This is a genomic window from Pseudoalteromonas haloplanktis ATCC 14393 (assembly GCF_000238355.1).
GTDB classification, from domain to species: domain Bacteria; phylum Pseudomonadota; class Gammaproteobacteria; order Enterobacterales; family Alteromonadaceae; genus Pseudoalteromonas; species Pseudoalteromonas haloplanktis.
The window spans coordinates 100,267-124,741 of the sequence record NZ_AHCA01000012.1; the positions used below are offsets into that span (position 1 = coordinate 100,267).

Genomic DNA, 24,475 nt, shown 5'->3' on the forward strand with positions numbered 1-24,475 from the left:
AAATTAATTGGACTCTATTTATGATTGGAAAAGCGACAAAAAAATCTCAACTAATCCGTATTGCGACTCGTAAAAGTGCCTTAGCACTGTGGCAGGCGGAATTTGTAAAAGCACAACTTGAGCATTTTCATGCTGATCTTACGGTTGAGTTAGTGCCTATGTCGACCCAAGGGGATATCATTCTCGATACTCCGCTTGCAAAAATTGGCGGTAAAGGCTTATTTGTTAAAGAGCTTGAGCAAGCTATGTTAGATGGCCGTGCTGATATCGCTGTGCATTCAATGAAAGATGTACCGGTGGATTTTCCACAAGGGTTAGCGCTGCATACTATTTGTGAGCGCGAAGATCCGCGGGATGCGTTTGTATCGAATAGCTTTGATAATATTGCACAGTTACCGCAAGGTGCTATTGTTGGTACATCCAGTCTACGTCGTCAGTGCCAAATACGTGCATTGCGCCCTGATTTAGAAATTCGTGATTTACGTGGTAACGTGAACACGCGTTTAGCCAAGCTTGATGATGGCCAATATGATGCGATTATTTTAGCGGCTGCAGGTTTAATTCGCTTAGAAATGCATGATCGCATTAAAGCCTTTATTGAGCCGGAGCAATCGCTACCAGCTAATGGTCAAGGTGCGGTAGGTATTGAGTGTCGTATTGATGATGAAGTAACTAAAGCATTACTTGCACCGCTAGAGCACAATGAAACGCGTATTCGTGTAAATGCAGAGCGTGCCATGAATCGCCGTTTAGAAGGCGGTTGCCAAGTGCCAATTGGTGCGTATGCATTAGTTGATGGCGAGCAAGTGCATTTACGTGGCTTAGTGGGCGCGATTGATGGCAGCGAAATTTTGCGTGCTGAGATCAGTGGTAATGCCAGCGATGCAGAACAACTAGGTATACAACTGGCCGAGCAATTACTTGCATTAGGTGCAGATAAAATTTTAGCAGACGTATATAGAGACGCATAAATGGCACAGATCCTGATAACTCGCCCACATGGAAAAGGCGCCGACCTTGCGCAGCAACTGTCGCAGAAGGGTTATCAGGCGACCTTGTTTCCAGTTTTGAAGATCGATTATTTCACACCAAACAACACCCAGCTAACGCCTCTACTGAATGCAGATAAAGTTATTTTTATCTCTCAAGATGCCGTCAATGCACTGCTGGCTCTAAAACCCGATATTAATACCAAAGCACAGTTTTATGCTGTAGGCGAACAAACTGCTGAAGCCATTTGGCAGGCATTTGGCGTGCGCGCCGCGGTGCCTAAGCAGCATGATTCTGAAGGATTATTAGCGCTGAAGTCATTACAGCAGATTGATGGGCAAAATATTGTTTTAGTGAAAGGCAAAGATGGCCGACCTACTATTGCAAAAACGCTCAAACAGCGTGGAGCATTTTTAAATAATTTAGTTGTTTATCAACGTAGCCCTACTGAGGGAAATTCAGCTGACTGGCTAGACCACTGGCAAAGCATTGATGTTAAAGGTATAGTCATTACAAGTAATGCGGCCGTTGACGCGATTTTTCGCCAGCTGAGCGTGCAACAACTAGAATGGTTAAGACACTGTCAGTTTTATGTTGCCAGTGCTCGCATTAGCGAACACCTTGCGGCGCAGCAAATTGACTCGGCAAATATACACATTGCCGCAGGTGCAAGTGATAGCGCTATGTTTACTTGTATCAGCGAAGGTACCCTTATGAGTGAAGATACAAAGCCAATAGCTGACACTAAAGCAGCACAAAGCAGTACAACCAAAGTGAATACTAAGGTTACAGACTCTCCTTCGGCAACAAAAAAAGACTTTGCTATGAAACAAGAAACGCCCCCAACTAACAAACAAAAAGTAAGTAAAACTGGCAGCTTAGCACTGCTGATCTCGTTAATAGTGGCTGCTGGGGTGGGGTATCAGTTTTATCAAAAATTAAATACGCAGCAGCAAGCTAATCAAGTGATCAATCAACTATCTGCTGACAACCAACTGCTTGGTAAAGAGCTACAAGCCGTAAAAGTCGCCCAGCAAACCTTGCAGCAAGCCTTGTTTAACAGTGAGCAAAAAGTGACGGCAGCTTTAGCTGCAAGCAAAACACAAACACAGCAGCAACTAGAAAGTGCGTTACAGCGTGCAGAGCAACAAGCTTATAGCCTCAACCCCCAAGAAGTTACCAGCTTGCAACGTATGGCTGAGTTTAAATTGTGGGCTGAAAAAGATTATCAAGGTGCAACGGCTGTATTATCTCGCTTAGATGCGCTACTTGCTGAACACCCCGGCACAGGCGCTATTCGCCAGGCAATACATCAAGACTTGCAAGCGCTAAGTACTGTTGAACCGGTGGCAGTAGAAGCCATTTATTTAACGCTGCACGGCGTGCTTGGGCAAGTTGATAAGCTTGTTTTTAACGCGGTGGCATTACCACAAGAAGTGGAACAAGAAGATCAACATGCGTTAAGTGAGAATATCAGTGATTGGCAGCAAAACTTAGCGAATTCATGGCAGCAATTTAAAGATAACTTTATTAAAATTCGCCAACGTGAAGATATTGCTATTGAACCTTTATTAACCGAGCAAGAGCGCCATCTTATCCAACAGCGCTTAAGCTTATATTTATCGCAAGCGCAAGATGCACTGTTGACTAAACAAGCCAGTGTTTATTTTACCGCGTTGAGTCAAGCCGAAGTATTAGTAAAAGATTACTTTAAACATGATGACGCTCTCACTAAAAGTACGCTTAAAACGTTGCAGGAGTTGAGCAAAGAGCAGTTAAACTTTAGTCCAGCTATCACTTTGAAAAGTACTGAGCAGGTCAAGGAGTGGGCACAATGATCCGCTTAATATTGGTTATTTTAGCCGTTGCGCTACTGCTTGCTTTATCGCCGATGCTAATAGGTGAAGTGGGTTATGTATTAATTTCGTTTAATCAAACAACTATTGAAGGGTCTATTGTCGCTTTTTGTGCGACCATTTTGGTTATCGCGCTCGGGCTGTATTTAACTTATAAGTTGATCCGTTATATTTGGTCTATGTATAGCAACACTCGTCATCGTTTTTTTGCCCGTAGTGAAGAGCGTAAGCAAGCTGCGATTGAGCAAGGTGTATGGAGCTTAATTAATGGCGATAGCGAGCAGCTTGAACTTGCACTGGCTAACAACAGCGTGGCTGATAATTGGCAAGATGTGCGTTATGCGTTACTAGCCAAAGCGGCTTTACAGCATAATGACCCGAGTAAAGCAATTGGTTTACTTGATCAAATATCACCAGCAAATCAATTGAAGGCCGCGAAACTTTGGCTTGCCAGTGGTGATTGCAGCACCGTAGCGGGAGAGCTAAAGGTGTTGGCTGAGGCTAAGAAAGCCACTGCCTTGGAACTGAAACTCTATGCAGAGGTACTTGTGCAGCAGCAAAAATGGACGGCACTTGAGCAATTTATGCCGCGTTTATTAGCTAAAAAAGCATTAACACAGAGCCAATGGACAGTGTTATTAACCAGCTATTTTATGGCGCAGCCACAGTCGCAATTAACCGATAAATACCAGCAGTTACCCAAGCCGGTAAAAGCAAAAGCGCAGAACTGTTATTTAGCGGCAATGGCCAGTGCCGGATGCTTAAATGAAATAGAGTTAAGCCTGATAAAAATGCTGAAAAAACCAGAGCAACATGCCGAGCTTGCACAGGTTTTGAAAGTCTCCGCACCGGGAGACGCGCTAAAATTACAAGCAAGTTTGCAAGATACGTTAAAGAAAGACCCTGATAATCAAGACTTGCTACTTGCGCTTGCTTGTCTTGCGAATGCGCATGGGGAGTATGACCTCGCCGCGCGGGTATTTGATAAGGCCTTAACCCGAGAGAATAGCAAGGCATATTTCGCTCAAGCACAGCTTAGTTATAGTAAAAGTGCGCAGCCACAAAAAGCACTCGATCTTTATTCGTAGAGACCGCGGATCCATACCGGCATAGGAGCGCCAGAGCATTGAAAAATATATTTACTCTGACGTTTAGCATTGCTTTTGCTTATTTTTTAACTGGCTTCTTTAGCAATTCACTGCTGGCAATAGATGGCTATGCAGTGGCCTCGTGGCCACCATCAGGGATCGCGCTTGCTAGTTTTTTATTGTGTGGAAAACGCGCCACCTTCGGCATTTTACTCGGCGCTTTATTGACTAACTTGCTCCATCTTGATCAAGTTGTTGATATTCTCCATTGGCAGGTTTTTCTACAAGCTTTAATTGTCTCGTTAGGGGCGGTGTTGCAGGCTTGGGTTGGTTGTTATCTGATAGTCAAAATCATAAAAGCCCCCCTTGATCTCTCCTCTTTAAAGCACAGTATACAAAGTTTGATCGTTGCAGGACCTATTTGCTGTGTAATTTCAGCATCGATCGGCACAAGCTTATTAGTCTTTAATCATGTTATTCCCATGCATGATGCATTTGATAATTTTATAGCATGGTGGATCGGCGACAGTATTGGTGTCTTGATTTTTACGCCACTTATATTAGCTGCTTTCAATTACGCGCAAATGCGTCACCGTTTACAAGTCATTTTGCCTTCGTTATTGATCTATATTGTGATCAGTATCAGTTTTTATGCCGCGGCAAGTGTGAAAAGAGATAAAGAGATTCAAAAGCAAGAAGCGAAAATTGCCGAAATAAAATTGGAGATAAGCCATAAATTAGATGAAATAACCAGCCATTTAACACTACTGTCGACCTTTTTTGCCAGTAGTGATGAGGTTAGTTACGGTGAGTTTGAGCGTTTTACTTCAAAACAACTGAATTATAGCCCTGAAGTACTCGCGTTTGATTGGGTGCCAAATATCTTGTTAGCGGATGTTGAGCACCATCAAGACAAAGTGCGCCAGCAAGGCATGCATAACTATTATATAAAAGAAAAGCCACAGCAGTATTGGCAGGGTGTTACCAAACGTGAAGGCTATTACCCTATACTGTACGTAAACCCTATAGCGGGGAATGAAGAGGTGATAGGTTTTGATTTAGCGTCAAATAGTCAGCGCCGTAGCGCATTAATGATGTCCAAGGAATTGAATGAATTAGTCATTAGTGAACCCGTTAAGCTAATACAAACAAAGAACGATGATAGTGGAGTGTTGTTTTTCTTTCCGGTGTTTGGCGATTTACAAACCCAAGGTGATTTTAGGGGATTTGTGGTAGCTGTTGTTAGCTTGGCACGTTTGGCTGAGGCATTACAATTTAACCATCATAGTCAAATTAGCAGTCATTTCTATGATGTAACTGAGGCTGATGCACGACAATTAATTTATCGCACTTCGCGCACTGATATAGAGCTGTTGAGTGAATACCAACTAACGATAGGCAAGCGAGTTTGGCAAGTACAGCTCTTTGAGCCAAAGGCACAAATGTCGTGGTTATTGTATTGGCTTGCGCAAATATTAGGGATGTTATTTGTGTGGTTGTTGATTACATTTTTGATCTCGGTAACGGGGACTAATATTCAGATCCGTGAGCAGGTTGCTCAACAAACACGAATTTTGCGTCAAGAAAAACAAAAAGCCGATAAAGCAAGTCAGACCAAAAGTCAGTTTTTGGCTAATATGAGTCACGAAGTCCGCACCCCAATAAATGGTATTAAGGGGCTGCACTATCTGGCATTACAGCAGCAAGATTGGCAGCAAGCACGAGGTTATATTGAGCAAGCAGATGGTGCGCTTAGCGTCTTGTTGCGAGTATTAAATGACGTACTCGATTTTTCTAAAATGGAAGCAGGTAAACTCGACTTAATGCAAGAGCCCATTGCGCTGAATAAGCTGATTGATGAGCTCGTTAACTTAGTGCAGTTTGAAGTTGATATGAAGTCACTGCAACTTATTGTCGATTTAGAAAATAATTTAGATTTTCAGCTTGATAGTGACCCAATTCGCTTAAAACAAGTGTTGCTTAACTTATTAAATAATGCGATTAAATTTACTGCTACTGGCGCTATCACGTTAAAGGTGTGGCAACAGCAAGACAGCGTATACTTTAGCGTCAGTGACACGGGTATTGGTATTAACGAAACAGCTCAACAACAACTATTCCAACCTTTTGCCCAAGCGGATAGTTCTACCTCTCGGCAGTTTGGTGGTACTGGATTAGGATTAAGCATTTGTAAAAAGTTAGTTGAGTTAATGGGGGGAGCAATTAGCCTCGTCAGTAAGGAAGGAGTGGGTTCAACGTTTACCTTCACCCTGCCACGCATCTCACCGCTGGCTAGGGCAGAGCAATTAGAGCCGCAGTTTAATGATATTGATACCAGCACTTTATCGCTTGCTAATTTTAAAATTTTATTAGTTGAAGATAACCCGCTGAATCAACATGTTGCTACCGCTATTTTAAAAACCAAAGGCTGTGTTGCAGATGTTGCCAATGATGGATTTGAAGCCATCGAAAAAGTGTCTGCAGCACGTTATGATTTAGTACTGATGGATATTCAAATGCCGAATATGGATGGTTTGCAAGCCACTAAAGTGATCCGCTATGAGTTATTTATGCATGAGCTGCCGATTATTGCTTTGTCTGCCAATGCTCATGACGACGATGTTAAAAAAGCACTCGCGGTCGGTATGGATGGCTACTTAACAAAACCAATCGATGCTGAGAAACTCTTTAAAACAGTGTGGCACTATTTGCATAAAGATGTTTCACAGCAATAAAGTCACTGTGATTTAACCTTTTATTGTAATGGGCTGACAAATGACCTCAATAATATGAATAAAATCATCTAAACTTGAATTACCGATTTAAGTGCGTATCATTCGCGCAAATTAACTGAACTGAGTGCTCATTATGATCAATAAAAAACTCCCCTTGCTAGATATACATCGCCATTTAGATGGTAATGTCCGTGCACAAACAATTCTTGATTTAGGTCGCCAGTTCAATATCAAACTGCCAGCTGACAATGTTGAAGCACTTATTCCACATGTACAAGTTATTGATCCTGAACCGAACCTAATGGCTTTCTTACAAAAGCTTGATTGGGGTGTTGCAGTACTTGGTGACTATGATGCATGTCGGCGTATCGCCATAGAAAATATCGAAGATGCTCAAGCGCAAGGCTTAGATTATGTTGAGCTACGTTTTAGCCCGTATTACATGGCGCAGAGCTGTGGTTTGCATCCACAAGGTGTGGTTGAAGCCGTTGTTGATGGTATTAAAAGTGCCACTCAAAACAACAGCGTGAAAGCGAATTTAATTGGTATTATGTCGCGCACTTACGGAACTAAAATTTGCCAACAAGAGCTTGATGCCTTGCTAGCGTTTAAAAATGACTTAGTCGCGGTTGATTTAGCGGGTGATGAAATTGGTTTTCCGGGCGAGCTGTTTGTTGATCATTTTAAACAGGTACGCGATGCCTACTTGGCTGCAACAATTCATGCTGGAGAAGCATTAGGCGCTGCCAGTATTTGGCAAGCGATTAATCAGCTTGGTGCTGAGCGTATTGGTCATGGTGTAAAAGCGATTGAAGATGCCAAGTTGATGGATTACCTGCGAGATCAGCGTATCGGTATTGAGTCGTGCTTAACCAGTAATGTACAAACGAGCACGGTAGCAAGCTTAGACGTACATCCTCTGAAGCGCTTTTTAGATCATGGTATTTTGGCTTGTATTAATACCGATGATCCCGCAGTTGAAGGCATCGAAATTGAGCATGAATACGCGATTGCAGCACCCGCTGCGGGGTTAACTCAAGCCGATATAGAAAAAGCTCAAGCAAATGCGCTGGCAATAGCTTATTTAAGTGATACAGAAAAACAGCAACTAATACACGCTGCTGCCGCACGCTAATAAGGGGTAGGCGTTTTTTATACGCCTAATATTTTTATTGGCAGCTCAGATAGTTATCAAACATTGCTTTGAGAATATCACTACGACCAATCATCCCAATTACTTTAGTGCCTTCAACAACAGGGTAGTTTTTTGGCTTCCCTGTTTTCATTTGCTCCGCAAGCTCTATGATGTTGGTGTCGGCGTTGACGGTGACAACCTCTGTCTGCATTAGTTGCGCAACCTTAACCACGCCGTCACAAAAATAACTACTTTGCATTAATGGCCTAAGTAGTTCTTGCTCAGAGATAAATCCTACTAAACATTTATTGTCATCAAACACCGGTGCACCGAGTAATTTAAATTTTTGCAGTTCCGCAATGGCGGTGGTCATTTCAGTCTCTGGTGTGATGTGTGGCAACTTACGTTGCATGAAATCTTTTACTTTTGTATTTAACATTTGGGTCTCTCCCAATTAATGACTTGTACAAAGTATGGTTAAGGATCCGCTTTTTGGGAAATTGTTTATGTTGATTATATTGATAGGTAGAAACAATCATTACTCAATTTAATTGCATTCTACTCATACTAACTTGTTTGATATTTAGCTTTTACTAACTCAATGTAATGAGCTAAATTTTTTTGTGGGTGGGTAACAAATACTTTGCAAACAGGCGTTATAGCTTGGATACGATCTAAACGAAATTCACGATAGTCAGTACGTAATTGGCAATAAGCAATCAGCGTCCATTTTGCTCCCCAGTACACAAGCCCTAAAGGCTCTGCAATACGGTGAGTGGACTGCTGGTTAACATCAATATAGTGAAATTCTATACAGGTTTTATTAGCAATCGCTTGGCGGAGTAGCAAGGTGGTTTGTTGCTGGCTTTTATCATGGCTAAAAGAGGGGACGATATAAGGCAACTCGTCGACTTGTTGTTTTAGTTTTTCAGGTAATACGGCATTTATTTTAGTTATTGCAGCTTGGGCATTTGCAGCTAATTGTGGGTCGGTCCATGCACTCACCATGTTACTACCCAGCAGTAGTGCTTGTAACTCCTCTAGCGTAAACATCATGGGAGGAAGGTCGTATTCAGTAATTAGATAGCCAACACCCGCCTCACCTGCAACAGGAACTCCTGAGCTTTGGAGGTGTTGAATATCACGGTAAATAGTGCGCTCAGACACATCTAACCTAGCGGCGAGATCACTTGCAGTGATCGCAAAGCGGCGACTTTTTAGTATATTTACTAGTTGAAATAGCCGCTCTGATTTGTGCACGAATGGATCCTTTATTTAGTTTAACTTTGCTGGCAAGCTGTTTGGCTCAGTACTTCATAATGAGTTAACTGTACACTTTGTTTTGCTATTAGCGCAGCAAATTGTTGGCAAATGGCATTTTCAGAAAACGCATCACTTATACGCTTTGCATCTGTTGGTGTAGCAAAGTATATGACATCGATGTAAAGCGGGGTATCAGGTTGCTTAGCAAGAGAGCGATAAAATACGCCCGGTTGTTGGTCAATGAAATTTTGAAATGCGTTATTAGCAATATGAAATTGTGCTAAATCGGCGTCAGTGTTGAGTGTGAAATTAACAACTTCGATTACGTTAGTGGTCATAATTATGCTCCTTGTTTAAGAGCGTTCAGTAAATCATAAGGTTTTGTCAGAGAGTGTCAGTAATGTAATCGTTGTTCTACATTAATGTTTTTTGCGCAATTTCTTTGCTGTATGTCTCAAAGTCCGAAAGATGGTTATTAATCACCGCAATGATGATATCACTTGCATTTGCAATACGGTTGATGCCGAGTTTAAGTCAACGAGGTCAATATCGCTATTTTTGTTGGCAGTCCCCTAATTATGAGAGCCAAATAAATAGATCAGTTTTATGCCTTTAATATGTTTAAGTAAAAAAGTTACGATACGCTGTTCGATTGCCGAAGCCATAAAACGGCACTGATTCTATTTATTAAGTGAACTCAGTATAACTTTAATGGATGGGATTTGTATATTTAGTGAGGATTAGCCCATATAAAAAAAGCGCCACCGGCGCTTTAATACGCTACTTTATAAATGCAAAAGCATCGGCATACATGTTTTCGCGGATTGCGCCATGCGCCAAAAAGTCATCACGAACAATGCCAATCATATCAAAACGACCGGCCATGTAGATATCGTATGGTGCAAGTGAAACGATATCTTGCATTACGGCCTTATGTACATAACCGGTGTGCCCTGTCCAACTGTCCGTGGGATTTTCAACCACTGGAATAAAAGTAAAGTTTTCACGGCTATCAGCCCATGCTTGCATTTCGCTATGTGCATAAAGAGCTGACTCTTCACGGACGCCCCAATAAAATAACACTGGGCGGTCACAGCCAATTTCACTTAAATGGTCGGCCATCGATTTCACGTATGAGAACCCTGTGCCGCCAGCAAGTAAAATAATTGGGCGTTCGCATTGTATACGTAATTGTGAAATACCAAGGCCAGCTTCGATGGTCACTAAGCTTTTATCAGCATGTGCCGCACGAAGGTGTTCAAGGGTTTGCATTGCGTATGAATCAGCCGCAGATGCACCAATGTGCAGCTCTAGCTGATCACATTGTGAAGGGCGGCTCGCAATTGAAAAGGCACGTTTGTCTTTTTCACCGAGTACAACTTGTAAATATTGGCCTGCTTCAAAAGTAACGCTTTGTGCAGGTTTTAAAATGACCTTGTGAACAAATTCTGTTAATGGGCTGATAGCTACAACTTCAGCGTGTAATGTTTGCATGTTTTACCTTAAATTAGCGGATACGCACTTTATTTGAGCAATACTAGCATATCCGCAGGGTGAGTTTATAGCCTCTTCCAGCGCTGTTAGAGAATATCTAGGCTTTGCCAAATTTCATCTACACGATCTTTAGTCGCTTGATCCATCACGATAGGCTCGCCCCATTCTCGAGTTGTTTCACCAGGCCATTTATTGGTGGCATCCATCCCCATTTTAGAACCTAAACCTGATACGGGTGAGGCAAAATCAAGGTAATCAATTGGCGTGTTTTCAATTAACGTGGTATCACGAGCAGGGTCCATACGCGTGGTGATTGCCCAAATGACATCATTCCAGTCTCGCGCGTTGACGTCATCATCGCAAACAATCACAAATTTAGTGTACATAAACTGGCGTAAGAACGACCATACCCCCATCATTACCCGCTTTGCATGGCCTGGGTATTGCTTTTTCATTGTCACAACGGCCATACGGTAAGAGCAGCCTTCAGGGGGTAAGTAAAAATCGACAATTTCAGGGTATTGCTTTTGTAGTACAGGTACAAAGACTTCGTTTAACGCAACACCTAAAATCGCGGGTTCATCTGGCGGGCGGCCAGTAAAGGTACTGTGATAAATAGGATCTTTGCGATGTGTCATGTGTGTAACTGTCATCACTGGAAAGTCATCGACTTCGTTATAGTATCCGGTGTGATCACCATAAGGGCCTTCAGGAGCCATTTCGCCCGGCATAATATAGCCTTCAAGGACAATTTCAGCGCTAGCAGGCACTTGTAAATCATTGGATATGGATTTTACTACTTCAGTTTTGCTACCGCGTAGTAAGCCCGCAAAGGCATATTCGCTTAAGGTATCAGGTACAGGGGTGACGGCGCCTAAAATAGTCGCCGGATCTGCGCCTAGTGCCACCGATACCGGATAAGGCTGGCCTGGGTTTTCTTTGCACCATTCTTGAAAATCAAGTGCGCCGCCGCGATGGGATAACCAGCGCATAATGATTTTATTTTTACCAAGTAATTGTTGGCGATAAATCCCAAGATTTTGGCGCTTTTTATAGGGGCCTTTGGTGACGGTTAAACCCCATGTAATCAACGGGGCTACATCGCCTGGCCAGCAATGCTGAATAGGAAGTTTAGTTAAATCAACATCATCACCTTCAATAATGACTTGTTGGCACGGCGCTTTTTTTACTTCTTTAGCTGGCATGTTTAATACTTGCTTAAACACAGGTATTTGCCCGAATGCTTCTTTTAAGCCCTTTGGTGGCTCAGGCTCTTTTAAAAATGCCAGTAGTTTACCCACTTCTCGTAATTCACTGACATCTTCTTTACCCATCCCCATAGCGACGCGCTCTGGCGTACCAAATAAGTTAGCTAATACTGGGATGTCATAGCCTTTAGGGTTTTCAAACAATAAAGCAGGGCCTTTAGCACGTAAGGTACGATCGGCAATTTCTGTCATTTCTAAATAAGGATCAACTTCTTGTTGAATACGTTTTAACTCACCTTTTTTTTCGAGTAACTCGATAAAATCGCGCAGATCTTTGTATTTCATTATGGGCCGCTTTAAAGCTGAAAAAGACTGCTGGTATTATACTTAAATTAATACGTTAAGCGAATTAAAGCGGCTTATTAAGTGAGTGTTTAATGAGCATTTTCATTACATTATTAGTGGAGTAAGCTATAGTGTAGAGCAGATGTATGAAATGAGTTTTCAATAAATGGGCGGGCTTATCATAAAGTTATTTATCAAGGTCATAGTTGCTTATTTTGTAATTACTGGTGCGGGACATGCAATTGCAAAGTCGTCTTTTGATTCTGTGATCAATGTGTCGCTTTTAAATGAGCACAGTGCAGTCATGCTCGTGGTTGAGCCGCAAACAGGTGAGATTAAATATGCCAATCAGGCTGCGGCATTATTTTATGGTTACAGTGTTGCACAATTGCAAACAATGCGGATTCAGCAAATTAATATATTTACTGAACAACAAGTTGCGCAAGAGCGTCAAGCCGCGCTCAATAAAGGGCAGAATTATTTTGTCTTTCAACACCGTTTAGCTAATGGTGAAACACGTACTGTAAGTGTTTATTCAGCCCCATTTAGAGTTGAAAATAAAGATTTCTTATTTTCAGTTGTGCATGATATTTCTTCGCAGCGTAGCCTCGAAGCTGCGCTTTGGCATTACCAAGAAAACCTTGAGGAATTGGTTGCGAGCCAAACTAAAGAAATCGAAGAAAAAAGCGCGGACCAATTAATATTAGCGCTCATTTCAATTTCTTTATTGATGATCTTGTTAGCTATTTTAACTTTATTAGCTGCTAGGTTACGCCGTGCTAAAAAGTCGGCACAAAAAGACAGCGCAATGCTAAAAGCTATTTTTAACAGTATTGATGATCTAGTGGTTTTCACCGATACCGAGCATGTTGTGATTACCGCTAATACGATGGCTATACAAAAGTTAGCAGCAGGAGAGTCACTGCAAGGGAAAAATATTTACTCATTTACACAGTGCCCAAAAGGTATAATTGGTGTTGATAACGAATGCCAGTTTCATGGTTTAGAAGAGGATTTTTGGGGAGAGGCACGAGTAACAGCTGTAAATGATAAAGCTAACATTAAGATAGGTGAAATACATTTAATTCGCGATATCAGCCAAAAGCTGCAAACCCGACAACAACAGCGCTTAGCAAGTACCGTATTCTCAGCAACCAATGAGGGTATTTTGGTATCTAATCGTAACAATGAAATTCAAGCAGTTAATCAAGCCTTTACGCATATTACAGGTTATCAAGAACAGGATGTGATAGGTAAAACACCGGCAATATTAAATTCTGGGCGCCATAAACCTGCGTTTTTCCAAGCGCTATATCAACGTTTGAATGAAGAAGGACATTGGGAAGGTGAAGTTTGGAATCGTCGTAAAGATGGCAGTATTTATCCTAGTTGGCTCAATATTTCGGTGGTTTTTGATGATGATAAAGAGATTGAGCAGTATGTTGCTTTATTCAACGATATTTCTTTACGTAAAGAAAATGAGCAAGAGATGTGGTTGCAAACTAATTTTGATAACCTGACAGGGTTAGCGAATAGATACCATTACAACAATAAGCTTGATCAAGAAATGATCCGTGCCAGTGCTGACAATAAACGCTTGGCTATTTGTTTTATAGATTTAGATCGATTTAAAAGCGTGAATGATACGCTAGGGCATAATAGCGGTGATTTATTATTACTTGAGGCCGCTAAAAGGCTAAAAGCATGTATGCGCAGCTCTGATGTTGTTGCGCGTTTAGGCGGTGATGAGTTTGCGTTACTGCTTCCAGGGATCAACACCTTAGCTGATATTGAACGATTAGCCCAAAAGGCACTGCAGGCACTCAATTCCTCATTTAAAATTGGTGAGCAAGATGTGTTTTTGTCGGGTAGTATGGGGATCACTATTTTCCCTGATGATGCTGTTGAACGTAAAATATTACTGCGTAATGCTGACAGTGCTATGTACAAAGCTAAGGAGCAAGGGCGTAATTGTTTTGAATTCTTTACCAGTGGTTTGCATGAACAAGCAACAGCCCGCAGCAAACTTGAGAATGCTCTGCATAAAGCGCTGAGTAATAATGAATTTACAGTTTATTTTCAGCCAATTGTTAGCCATGATAAAAAAACGGTTGGGTGTGAAGCGTTATTACGTTGGCATAGTGCAGAATTAGGTGCTGTGTCTCCTGCGCAATTTATTCCTGTGTGTGAAGAACTGGGGCTAATAATTCCCATTGGCGAGTGGGTGTTAAGAGAAGCGTGTCGGGAAGCGTCTACATGGTGTAATTGTTTTGGTGAGCAATTTTTTGTCACTGTCAATATGTCGAGTGTTCAGTTCATACGCCAGGATATTGAAGCGCTAGTCAAAACTGTACTGCGAGAAACACAGTTATCACCTAAGTGCTTAACGCTTGAAATTACCGAAACGTTACTCGCTGACAACAGTGTGAACACGTTACAGCAGTTGCAAGCCTTACGAGCGATAGGTGTTGGATTAGCAATTGATGACTTTGGCACTGGTTACTCGTCGTTGAGTTATTTAAAACGCTTTCCACTGAGTAAATTAAAAATAGATCGGGAATTTATTAAAGATTTACCTGATGATCTTGAAGACTGCGCAATGGTGAGCGCAATAATTTCAATGGCAAGTAATTTACATTTAGAAGTGGTTGCTGAGGGCGTTGAAACCGCCGCGCAACGGTCTTTTCTTACAGCTTTGAATTGTGATTACATTCAAGGTTTCTTATACAGTAAACCATTACCCGCGGCATCATTTGACAAGTACATTAGAGAGTTTATAGATGGTCAACATCTTAACCAGCATTAGAATTTAAACCTTTCTACTGCGCTGGTAAGAGAATGAGCGAGCTGTTTCACATCTTCACTTTGAGTTGCTAATGTACTTGCATGTTCAGCATTGCTTTGTGCCTGCAAGGTTACTTGAGTCATGAGCTGTTTTATATCATTGCTGTTATCTAGTTGATGATGTGATGACCCCGCAATTTGTATACTCATCTGATTAATAGTCACTAAGGTACTTTTTATTTTATCTACAGCTAGATTGAGCTCACTGCTATTTTCTACACACTCTGTGGCTTGTTGCTGAGCATCATTAATTTCATGGCCTGCGGTGTTAGCTTGCTGTTGCAATGTTTGGATCATAGCGTGAATTTCACTTGTAGAGCTTTGTGTGCGTGCAGCTAAAGAGCGCACTTCATCTGCGACAACTGCAAAGCCTCGGCCATTTTCACCTGCGCGGGCAGCTTCAATTGCAGCATTGAGTGCGAGTAAATTGGTTTGTTCAGCAATACTGCTAATTGTATCTACTATCGCGCCAATTAATTGTGTGTGTTGAGTGAGTTCATTCGTGCTTTGTACTGCTTGATCAAGACGAGAGAGTAAAGCAACAATTCGTTGACTGTTACGATCAGCTATGTGGTTTACATCGTTAGCAAATTGCGAGGCGTTTGTAACTTCACCGGAAGTGTTATCTGCTTGTTCGCAAACAGCTTGTGAATTGCTAAGCATGTTATGAGCCACTGCACTGGCCTGAGCAATGTGATCTAGTTGCTGTTGTGCAGCCTCAGTCATTTGTTGGCCTTGCTCACTAGTTTGCATTGCTGATTGATCCAAAGTATGGGCGTTGTCACTTATTGCACTGAGTAGTTCACTCAAATCATCACTTAATTGGTTGATATTATTTAAAAGTATGCCAAATTCATCATCGTTCAGTGGTTTTGTACGTTTTGATAAATCTCCTGAGGCGATGCGTGATAGCGCTTTATTAACTGCATTTAATGGTTTTAGCATGGCTCGTGTCGTTAAAAAACAGATCAAGGCTGCGAACGAGATGAGTACTAAAGAGATGATAATAGCGAGTTTTGATCCCGTGCTGATCACTGATTGAGCATCGCTTTGTAAGCTGTTAAAGCGTTTATCAGCTAATTGGTTGAGCTCAATAATAAGTTGTTCAGTAAGTTGGAATTGCTGCTGAAAGGCTGAAAAGGCTTGCTCAGCCGCTACTTTACTGCTTAAAAGTGTACTTTGTTGTTGATATAGCGTTATTAGTTGTTGATTTATTAAGTTTAGTAACTCTTTTAGGCTGGTAAAGTTGGTGATATTTTTTAGTTCACTTGCTTGTTGCTGCAGGTAAGTAAAATTAGATTGGATATTATCGAGCAAGAAGCGAGTGTCTTGTTGATGCTCATCAAGTGTTTGTAGGCTGTTTATATGATTGATCCCCTTAACATTGTTCCCCAAGGTGAAAAGCAAATCATCAATGCGGGTCGCGGTACCAACAATCGCGGCTAATAAAGTCTGCTGTTCAGCTGTTACTTCGATTAACTCTAAATCAAGTAGCCCATTACTTAAATCTGCGAGGTTGTTAGCGTAATCATTGGCTAATGCAGCCACCTGTGTTTCGGCGGTTAACCCTTGCTGTTTGGCACTAAACATGGTTGTGCTGGTCGTACTAAATAGCTGGTATTGCTGTGCTACTTTTGACAGCAACTGCTGCATTTGCGGTTGGTCACTAAGTTGTGTGTTTAACTCTTTTAATTTGGAGGCAAATAGAGCTTGGTTTTCGCGGGTACTTTGCAGTTGCTGGTGTAAAGCTTCTTCACTTGTTTGGCTATACGCAACGGCATTATATTTAGTTATTGATAATAAAGATAAACGTAGCGCGTTACTTTGTTGTTGTACGGGGACTGCTAACGTTTCTATGTCTGAAGTGGCATGGTCAATTTTTCCGAGCGACCAGTAAAAAAAACCACTGCTGGCCAGCATTAAAAAACCAATGGTGGCAAAGGAAAAAATGAGTTTTGTTTTGATAGCAATAGCGCGCATAGCTAACCCGTAAATACTTAATTACTTATGAGTGTAGCAGTGTTTTTATAAATTATAAGCGTGGCGCGCGAATGCTTTACTCTAAGTTACAGTGGTATTTGTTGCCATCAATGATCAACATAGCTTCGTTACCTTTGGTCCAAAACAGCACATCATCATTGCTATACTTTACACCTGAAGCGCTGGTTTGCTGCGTTAACTGGTAAGTAACCTGATTATAGGCTAATGAAGCTGTTTCTTCACTTTCACTGGTGATAACCGCTGTAAGTTGGCTATCGCAGGAGAAAGACTGACTGTTTTGTTGTTCGGTACATGCGCTCAAGCTCAAAACACCGAGTGCAATTAATACGCTTTTATACATAAATTGTTACCTTGGTAAGTGGGTTTGACTACTAGCATAGCAAACGAAAATTAACCGTTGGTGAAAATGGCTGTTTAGGCTATGTTGATTATTATAAATATTTAAGTACAAGGAAATTTAATGGCAGGTACGAATCTATTAACTTTGTTGGATGATATCACGACGCTATTAGATGATATTGCCACAATGAGCAAAGTTGCGACAAAAAAAACCGCCGGTGTGTTGGGTGACGATTTGGCATTAAATGCCCAGCAAGTTACCGGTGTGAGTGCCGAACGCGAGTTACCAGTAGTGTGGGCCGTGGCTAAAGGATCCTTTCTGAATAAAGCGATTCTTGTTCCTGCCGCTTTGTTGATAAGTGTGTGGCTGCCTTGGCTAATAACGCCATTATTAATGATGGGTGGGTTATTTCTATGCTTTGAAGGTGCTGAAAAGCTCGTTGAAAAGTTCATACCTCACTCGAGCAACGACGATGTTAGTGATAGTGAAAATGTAGATTTAGTGGAATACGAAAAGCAAAAAATTAAAGGGGCAATTAGAACCGATTTTATTTTATCGGCAGAAATAATTGTCATCACACTTGGCACTGTGGCCGGTGCCAGTTTGCTTAATCAAGCGTTAGTGCTGAGCGTGATTGCAGTGATCATGACGATAGGTGTCTATGGTTTAGTGGCTGGAATTGTTAAACTTGATGACGCGGGTTTGTACTTGCTCACTCAAGCACAGCAAACCGGTAACCGATTTAAAGAGTTGTTAGGCAAAGGTTTATTAGCTGCTGCGCCGCGGCTAATGGCATTTTTAGCTTTTGCTGGAACGGTCGCTATGTTTCTCGTCGGCGGTGGTATTTTAGTACATGGCATTAGTGTGTTGCATCATTGGCAAATAACGGTGGCTGAGTTTGGAGCAAACTATTTAGGAGCGACAGGGGGAGTTATTGCCCCTTTACTGTTTGATGGTTTATTAGGCGTATTAGCAGGGGCGGTGGTGGTGTTGATACATCATGCTGTTGTGAGTATGAAAACAAAAAAGCCGGCAAAGTAAATTTGCCGGCAATGGCTTAGCAAGGGAATGCTATGAAAGTCATTTAATCTTATACCAATCGACTTAAATATTTAACCATTCTAGCGGGCTAAATAAAGCGCTAACTGCGTTATAAATTTTTCATGTAGAACAACTACATGTCAAAATTTATGCCTTGTTATCACGCCATTTATCTGTCGCTATAAATGGTCAGTAACTTAACACGATTGGTATTAGTGGTTGTGTTCTTCATCTGATTCTTCAGCAATACCTAACCAGGTTATTTTATTTGGAGTAAAATCAAGATTCAGAATAATTTCAGCCGCTTGTTCATGAGTATCGACACTTAATACGGTTTGGCTGTTTGCCTCTGCGATATATAAAGTATCATCAACTGCCGATGCAGCAAGTGCATAGTTACCTGTTGGGTTTTCTAGTACTTGAAAACGAGCACTGACTTGCCAATCATCTTCAGCGTTTAATATCGATAAGAAACCGTCACTCTCAAGTACGTAAAATTCACCCGTTATACTATCAAGTGCACTTGCTAATAAGGTGTTTTCAGTATCTTGTTGCCAGGCAAGTTGTGTCATTGCACCGGCTTTGGGATCAACGGTGTAAAAGAGTTTGCTTTGCGCGATACCTAAAAAGAGCTCGCTGTGCTCGCTTCCTTTTAGTGTGCCAATACGGGCACCTACAGCAAAGTCGTCCAGGTTATTTATTTTGGCTGCATTAAACTCACCATCTTGTTCAGTGATAATAAGTACGCCATCAGCACAACCAAATGCAATGTGCTGGTGGTTCTGCGCGCTACCGTGTAGCGCTGGACAATCAAGCTCAAAGCGTTGCTCTTGATGGAAATGATCGCCATGAATATGCAATTGCTCTACATAGTTTGGTAATGTGTTGGTTGTGTCTTCTGTGCGGTAGGTGGTGATCACCGAGTCACCACGAATTTGCGCGGTGCCATGCATAGCGTTAGCAAAATTATGCGTGGCGAGTGTCTCGCCATTTACGATCGATTCATCAGTTAAAATAGCAAAACTTGCGGGAATACCTGCATCTATATTGCCATCAAAGAATAGAGCTGCTTGCTGCTCACTTACATCAAAATGAGTTGGCTTATCGCTTGTTAGAGTAAAACTTGATAAAGATGGTGCTTGTTTGTAATCATGGAGGTGGTCGCCATGATCTTCACGGTATAAACCTCCATCAATAAACTCTACATAGTTATCAGCGCGTTGTATAAGTACCGCAAAGCGATTTGTAGGGCTTGCATATAAGCCGCTAACAATATTTGCTGTATTAAACATCTCAAGTAACGCGTTATCGTCAGTATCAAAAATAGAGACGTTTGCAGTATCGGCATGACTAATAGCTAAACGCCCAGTTGAGGTGACTTCGCTATGATCATGGTGATCAGTTTGTTCGTCATTTTTATTAGCAATGTCATCAATCTCACTATTACAGGCACATAGGATGGCGATCATAGAAGCGAGCAGGCTAGTTTTTAAGTTAGGTAAATACATTAACATTCCAATGTTTTGTTATAATATATCGGTAATGTTATATTGTAACCAAATTAAAGTAAATAGGTACACCGTGTTCTTTATTTAAGTATTTAGATGGATACCGATGTCAAACTTTATTAGGTACAATTGGTGTAATTATAAAAAGTATAAATTTAAAGGGATGTTTTATGGATAAAATAATGACGTTGATTGTTGTGATTGCGTTGTGTATTGCAAGTTCAATCAGTTATGCAAATCAATCAGCTCCTACAGTCGAGGACTTTAGCCGCAGCAGTGAATATAGCCAAGTGAAAATCTCTCCTAATGGAAGCTACCTTGCAGTAATTATGCAACCTAAAGGTAAGAAAGTGTTGGTTATTTTGGATGCTAAAAAATTCACAGTTCATCATGCTGTTAATTTTCAAGGGAATGCCCAAGTTGGCGCTTATCACTGGGTAAGTGATGAGCGTGTTGTGGTTGCAAAAGAGTATTTGCGCGGTTGGCAGGATCACCCTGAATATTATGGTGAGTTATATGGCGTGAATGCCGATGGCTCGAAAGCTAAGTACTTAGTTGGCTATCAAGGGGAAATGCAAACAGGTTCTCGTCTCAAAAAAGCAACACCGCTTTATGGTACCTCTTATTTGCTAGATCCTTTGCTTCACGATGATAATAAAATGCTTATAGTGACTTATCCGTGGACATCGAGTAGTGAGCCACACACGGTTGTCTATAAGGTTGATGTTTTTACAGGCAAGCGTCGTAAAGTGACGCGTTCACCGTCACGAATGGCCAACTTTTTGACTGATCATGAAGGGAATGTCAGAGTCGCAGTCGCCAGTGATGATTACATTAAACCAACAATCCATACCCGCGAAAAGTCAGGTGGCAATTGGCAAGCACTTAACTTAGGTGATTTGAGTTACAGTGATGTGACATTACATGCTTTTGATAGTAGTGGTGACGCTGTTTATGTCACAGCTTCAGTAAGTGGTGAAGCACAAGGCTTATATAAATTGAATCTAAAAACTAAAGTAATTGATTTAATTCATAAGGAAGAGGAAGTATCACCAAAGCAAATATGGGTTGATGAAGCATCAAAAGAGTTATTTGCGATTGAAACCGAACTAGGTTATCCGACTTATGCTTTTGTCGATGGACAATCTGATAAAAGCATGCGTTTAAAAGCTTTAATCTCCGCTTTACCAGGCGAGCAAGTGCAGCTCGTTAGTAGCACTGAAGATGGCGATACGAATGTTATCTATGCTTCGAATGATCGAAACCCTGGGCAATATTATTTATTTGACGCCAAAAATAATAACTTACGATTTTTGTTTGCATCTCGTAGTTGGCTTGATGCAGAGCAAATGGCCCAGACCAAGCCAGTGAGTTTTACTAGTCGAGATGGTTTAACCATTTATGGTTATTTAACAGTGCCGAATAACACTTCAGAGCAAAACTTACCTTTAGTAGTTATGCCACACGGTGGTCCACACGGCCCTCGCGATTGGTGGGGATTTGACCCCGATGCACAGTTGCTTGCAAATCGCGGTATGGCTGTACTAAAAGTTAATTTTAGGGGCTCTGGTGGTTTTGGCCGTAACTTTGAGCATGCGGGGCATCAAAAGTGGGGAGCTGAAATTCAATTTGATATTATTGATGGTGTGAAATATTTAATTGAGCAGGGCACGGTTAATAAAAATAACATCTGCATTATGGGCGCAAGTTTTGGTGGATACTCAGCGCTACAAAGTGCGATTTTAGAACCTAATATGTTTAAGTGTGCGATTGGGGTAGTGGGTGTTTATGACTTACCTTTAATGTTTGAAGAAGGGGATGTTGCAGGGCGCGACAGTGGCCAACGTTATTTACAAAGTGTATTGGGCACAGATGAAGCGCAATTAAAGGCTTTTTCACCTAGCTATAATATTGATAAGTTAAAGGCTCCAGTGTTAATAGTGCACGGTGGCGAAGATAAGCGAGCACCGATTGAACAAGCTGAATCACTGATTGCAGCGCTTAAAAAAGCGAAACACCCCTATATTTATGAGCTACTTGAAGATGAAGGACATGGTTTTTATAAAACAGAACATCGCACTCGTTATTATAAGCAAGTGCTGGCATTTTTAGATCAGCATCTAACATTGTAAAAATCATAGCCTAAATACATGGCAAGCCTTTAGCTTGCCATGTATATTAACAGGTGTGTTCTAGGCACAATTCTTTGAGCTGTATTTTGGCTTTGTGGTTATTCTGCTTAGCTGCTTGTTGATACCAATAAATAGCCTGCGTTATATCTCTCTCTACCCCTTCACCATCGCGATACATTTGTGCTGTATTAAGTTGGCCCCACTGTGAGCCTTCCTTACTGGCGAGTAAAAAGTTCTCAAAGGCATCTTTGAATAAACCATCTTTGTAGTAAAGAATACCTTGTTGGTTATTTTTATTCAGCTTTACCCCTTCGTATAAAGGTTTGGGTCGTGGGGGAAACATCACAAAACCGCCATACAAACTATATGCGTAAGGGCGTAATACATCATAAATCGTACCTTCGTCATACAATCGTTGTACTTCACTTCGGGGTAAGGTTAATGTCTTTGAAGAAAAGTAATCTTTTTGCACCAATAAACTAGTGCGCATCGCCATTGTAATTGCATTATCACGCTTATAGCGATAGTTGCTTATTTGAAAGGTAATAAACTTTTCGTCGAACTCGAGAATTTGCGCCACCTTCAAGTTTTCTGGGCGTAATGGCTCATGAGAGAATTTATCAGCCTTTACTAAATAAGTGTCATAGGCTTGCGGATTATTGAGGATCGTTTGTTGTAAGGCTAATTTTGCATGATGCTGATTATAAAAAAACACCAATAACCATAGTAATAATAGTGAGCCGATAAAGTATTTCACTAATGATATTTTTTCGAGAATAGGTAAATTTTTTAACGGTACTGCTGCTGTGTATTGGCATTGATTGCACTGAAATTGATAACACCATGCCAAAGGTATTAAGGGGATAATTGCAAAACGTAAAAATCGGCTGTGGTTTTTTAGCTGGTAGTCGTTACTTTGACAGCAAGGGCAGGTTGTTCTTTGACTAAAAGAAGATAATGAATCACAGGTATTAAAAAGTAGCATTAGGGCCCTCCTTGCGTTTACTTATTAAAATAGAGTAAAGAGGGCCCAGAGCAAAGCGGTAAACTGTAAGTAAATATGTTTACTTGGCAGGCTTGGCTTTGATGGTTGTTTTAGCGTCTGCTGCCATCAATGCAAATACAGCATACGCCGCGGTATTTTGCTTAAGCTTAGCTGGATCTACTTTATCAAGCGTATCATCAGCAGTGTGATGATAGTCAAAGTAGTCAGTGCCATCTTGATGCAGTTCAAAAATTGGTGCACTGGTGGCATTTTTCAGTGGAATTAAGTCAGGCCCGCCATTGGCGCTATTTTTGCCAATGTACTCTACGTTAAGTGGTGCAAGCTGTTGAGCTATCGCACGTACTACTGGTAGTGATGCTGCAGATACATTTGATTCAAAACCATACACAACATCAGCACCAAAGTCTGACTCAGCCGCTGCTACAATATTATCAAGCTCCTTAGCATGCTGCTTAAAGTACGCTTTAGCACCCCATAAACCAAGCTCTTCAGCGGCAAATAACACCACACGTATACTGCGCTTAGGGCGCTTTATTTCGCTGATATGTTTGGCTGCCGCCATTGTTAATGCAACACCTGCACCATCATCTAATGCGCCAGTGCCTAAATCCCAAGAATCTAAATGGCCGCCAATGAGTACATATTGTTCTGGATTTTGCGTACCATTGAACTGGCCGATCACATTGTAACCCGTGCCTTGTCCGCGATCTTCTGTTTGTACATTGATATTAACGGTGACGCTTTTACCGAGTGCGATAAGGCGCGCTATTTGATCGGCATCAGGGTTGGCAATGGTCACATTAGGAATTTTGGTTACGCCATCTTTGTAATGACTGCCGCCGGTATGTGCAAAACGGTGGTGGGCAGTGCTGACTGAGCGCATCATGTAACCAATCGCGCCTTTCTTAGCTGCTTCAACAGAGCCTGTTGAGCGTGCGCGCACAGCAGGACCGTAGCCGTTACCATCAATATGGCGGTTCATACGGTAATTAATATAAGCAATTTTGCCTTTTAAGCTATTTGCAGGCGCTGCGATAAGCTCATCTAGGGTTTCAAACAATACCACTTCAGCAGTAATACCGTCTTTTGGTGTGCTTACGCTGTGGCCAAGTGCGGTTAGATGCAGTGGTTGCTCGCTTGGCGTTAATATTTTGCCGCTTTCGCTAAAGCGTCGCCACTCAGGAAATGTTGCTTCTTCAAGCCATACTTTATCAAATCCTAGCTCTTTAAATTTAGCTTGCGCCCATGCAACGGCTTTTTTATCGTTTTCAGTACCTGGTAAGCGTGGACCAACTTCGGTGGTTAGAGATTCAAGTAATTGATAGCTTAAGTCACTGCTGCTGGCATTTGTTCTAAGCTCTGCAACTTGCTGAAGTTGTTTCTCGGTAAACTCAGGCGCAGCGGCGCTGACTAAAAAACTACTGGTAAGTAGTAATCCTGTGATGATTTTTTTCATTATTGACCTTGGCTTGTTAGATATTTACTGGCT

General features: G+C 41.5%; 18 protein-coding genes. 8 read left to right on the forward strand and 10 right to left on the reverse strand.

What is annotated here, in order from left to right:
- Nucleotides 1–20 precede the first annotated feature (20 nt).
- From hemC to add, 5 genes are all read left to right on the forward strand, one after another.
- On the forward strand, nt 21–971 hold the full coding sequence (gene hemC, locus PHAL_RS0118890) for a hydroxymethylbilane synthase (protein WP_016710000.1): 951 nt from the start codon (nt 21–23) through the stop codon (nt 969–971).
- Nucleotides 972–2,828 carry a uroporphyrinogen-III C-methyltransferase gene (locus tag PHAL_RS0118895; RefSeq protein ID WP_016710001.1) on the forward strand — a complete coding sequence of 619 codons (1,857 nt, stop codon included), beginning with the start codon at nt 972–974 and terminating at the stop codon, nt 2,826–2,828.
- The gene (locus tag PHAL_RS0118900) at nt 2,825–3,934 is read left to right on the forward strand and encodes a heme biosynthesis HemY N-terminal domain-containing protein (protein ID WP_016710002.1); all 1,110 of its coding nucleotides are present in this window, start codon (nt 2,825–2,827) and stop codon (nt 3,932–3,934) included. The genes PHAL_RS0118895 and PHAL_RS0118900 overlap by 4 nt, the downstream gene beginning before the upstream one ends.
- A gap of 38 nt (nt 3,935–3,972) precedes the next feature.
- A complete protein-coding gene (locus tag PHAL_RS0118905; protein WP_016710003.1) occupies nt 3,973–6,669 on the forward strand; it encodes a CHASE domain-containing protein in 2,697 nt (898 codons plus the stop codon).
- A gap of 133 nt (nt 6,670–6,802) precedes the next feature.
- Entirely contained in the window at nt 6,803–7,804 is a 1,002-nt protein-coding gene (gene add, locus PHAL_RS0118910) for an adenosine deaminase (RefSeq protein ID WP_029216243.1), read from the forward strand.
- A gap of 34 nt (nt 7,805–7,838) precedes the next feature.
- Here the strand turns inward: add and PHAL_RS0118915 are convergent, their stop codons facing one another.
- The 5 genes from PHAL_RS0118915 to ubiD all read right to left on the reverse strand — a co-directional run bounded on the left by PHAL_RS0118915 (nt 7,839) and on the right by ubiD (nt 12,114).
- On the reverse strand, nt 7,839–8,243 hold the full coding sequence (locus tag PHAL_RS0118915; RefSeq protein ID WP_016710005.1) for a CBS domain-containing protein: 405 nt from the start codon (nt 8,241–8,243) through the stop codon (nt 7,839–7,841).
- 128 nt (nt 8,244–8,371) lie between these two features.
- Nucleotides 8,372–9,064, reverse strand: a complete 693-nt coding sequence (locus PHAL_RS0118920) for a helix-turn-helix transcriptional regulator (protein WP_016710006.1) — start codon at nt 9,062–9,064, stop codon at nt 8,372–8,374.
- Nucleotides 9,065–9,084: 20 nt separating this feature from the next.
- Nucleotides 9,085–9,405 carry a hypothetical protein gene (locus PHAL_RS0118925; RefSeq protein ID WP_016710007.1) on the reverse strand — a complete coding sequence of 107 codons (321 nt, stop codon included), beginning with the start codon at nt 9,403–9,405 and terminating at the stop codon, nt 9,085–9,087.
- 442 nt (nt 9,406–9,847) lie between these two features.
- Nucleotides 9,848–10,561 (reverse strand): NAD(P)H-flavin reductase, encoded by a 714-nt coding sequence (gene fre / locus PHAL_RS0118930; RefSeq protein ID WP_016710008.1) that lies wholly within the window; start codon nt 10,559–10,561, stop codon nt 9,848–9,850.
- A gap of 86 nt (nt 10,562–10,647) precedes the next feature.
- The gene (gene ubiD, locus PHAL_RS0118935) at nt 10,648–12,114 is read right to left on the reverse strand and encodes a 4-hydroxy-3-polyprenylbenzoate decarboxylase (RefSeq protein ID WP_016710009.1); all 1,467 of its coding nucleotides are present in this window, start codon (nt 12,112–12,114) and stop codon (nt 10,648–10,650) included.
- 166 nt (nt 12,115–12,280) lie between these two features.
- On the opposite strand from ubiD, the gene PHAL_RS0118940 reads away from it, so the two are divergent.
- Nucleotides 12,281–14,920, forward strand: coding sequence for an EAL domain-containing protein (locus PHAL_RS0118940; protein ID WP_016710010.1), 2,640 nt, complete (start codon nt 12,281–12,283; stop codon nt 14,918–14,920).
- Here the strand turns inward: PHAL_RS0118940 and PHAL_RS0118945 are convergent.
- Both PHAL_RS0118945 and PHAL_RS0118950 read right to left on the reverse strand, forming a co-directional pair.
- On the reverse strand, nt 14,917–16,938 hold the full coding sequence (locus tag PHAL_RS0118945) for a methyl-accepting chemotaxis protein (protein ID WP_016710011.1): 2,022 nt from the start codon (nt 16,936–16,938) through the stop codon (nt 14,917–14,919). The two genes, PHAL_RS0118940 and PHAL_RS0118945, sit on opposite strands and share 4 nt — an antisense overlap.
- A gap of 76 nt (nt 16,939–17,014) precedes the next feature.
- Nucleotides 17,015–17,299 carry an MliC family protein gene (locus PHAL_RS0118950; RefSeq protein ID WP_016710012.1) on the reverse strand — a complete coding sequence of 95 codons (285 nt, stop codon included), beginning with the start codon at nt 17,297–17,299 and terminating at the stop codon, nt 17,015–17,017.
- A 120-nt stretch (nt 17,300–17,419) separates the two neighbouring features.
- Here PHAL_RS0118950 and PHAL_RS0118955 point away from each other — a divergent pair, with 120 nt between their 5' ends.
- On the forward strand, nt 17,420–18,340 hold the full coding sequence (locus tag PHAL_RS0118955) for a DUF808 domain-containing protein (protein ID WP_016710013.1): 921 nt from the start codon (nt 17,420–17,422) through the stop codon (nt 18,338–18,340).
- A 212-nt stretch (nt 18,341–18,552) separates the two neighbouring features.
- Here the strand turns inward: PHAL_RS0118955 and PHAL_RS0118960 are convergent, their stop codons facing one another.
- Entirely contained in the window at nt 18,553–19,848 is a 1,296-nt protein-coding gene (locus PHAL_RS0118960) for a hypothetical protein (RefSeq protein ID WP_016710014.1), read from the reverse strand.
- A gap of 170 nt (nt 19,849–20,018) precedes the next feature.
- On the opposite strand from PHAL_RS0118960, the gene PHAL_RS0118965 reads away from it, so the two are divergent.
- Nucleotides 20,019–21,980: an alpha/beta hydrolase family protein gene (locus PHAL_RS0118965; protein ID WP_016710015.1), complete on the forward strand. Its 1,962-nt coding sequence runs from the start codon at nt 20,019–20,021 to the stop codon at nt 21,978–21,980.
- A 46-nt stretch (nt 21,981–22,026) separates the two neighbouring features.
- On the opposite strand, the gene PHAL_RS0118970 is transcribed toward PHAL_RS0118965, so the two are convergent.
- Nucleotides 22,027–22,965 (reverse strand): tetratricopeptide repeat protein, encoded by a 939-nt coding sequence (locus tag PHAL_RS0118970; RefSeq protein WP_016710016.1) that lies wholly within the window; start codon nt 22,963–22,965, stop codon nt 22,027–22,029.
- Between the two features lie 79 nt (nt 22,966–23,044).
- Nucleotides 23,045–24,442, reverse strand: coding sequence for a M20/M25/M40 family metallo-hydrolase (locus tag PHAL_RS0118975; protein WP_016710017.1), 1,398 nt, complete (start codon nt 24,440–24,442; stop codon nt 23,045–23,047).
- Nucleotides 24,443–24,475 lie beyond the last annotated feature (33 nt).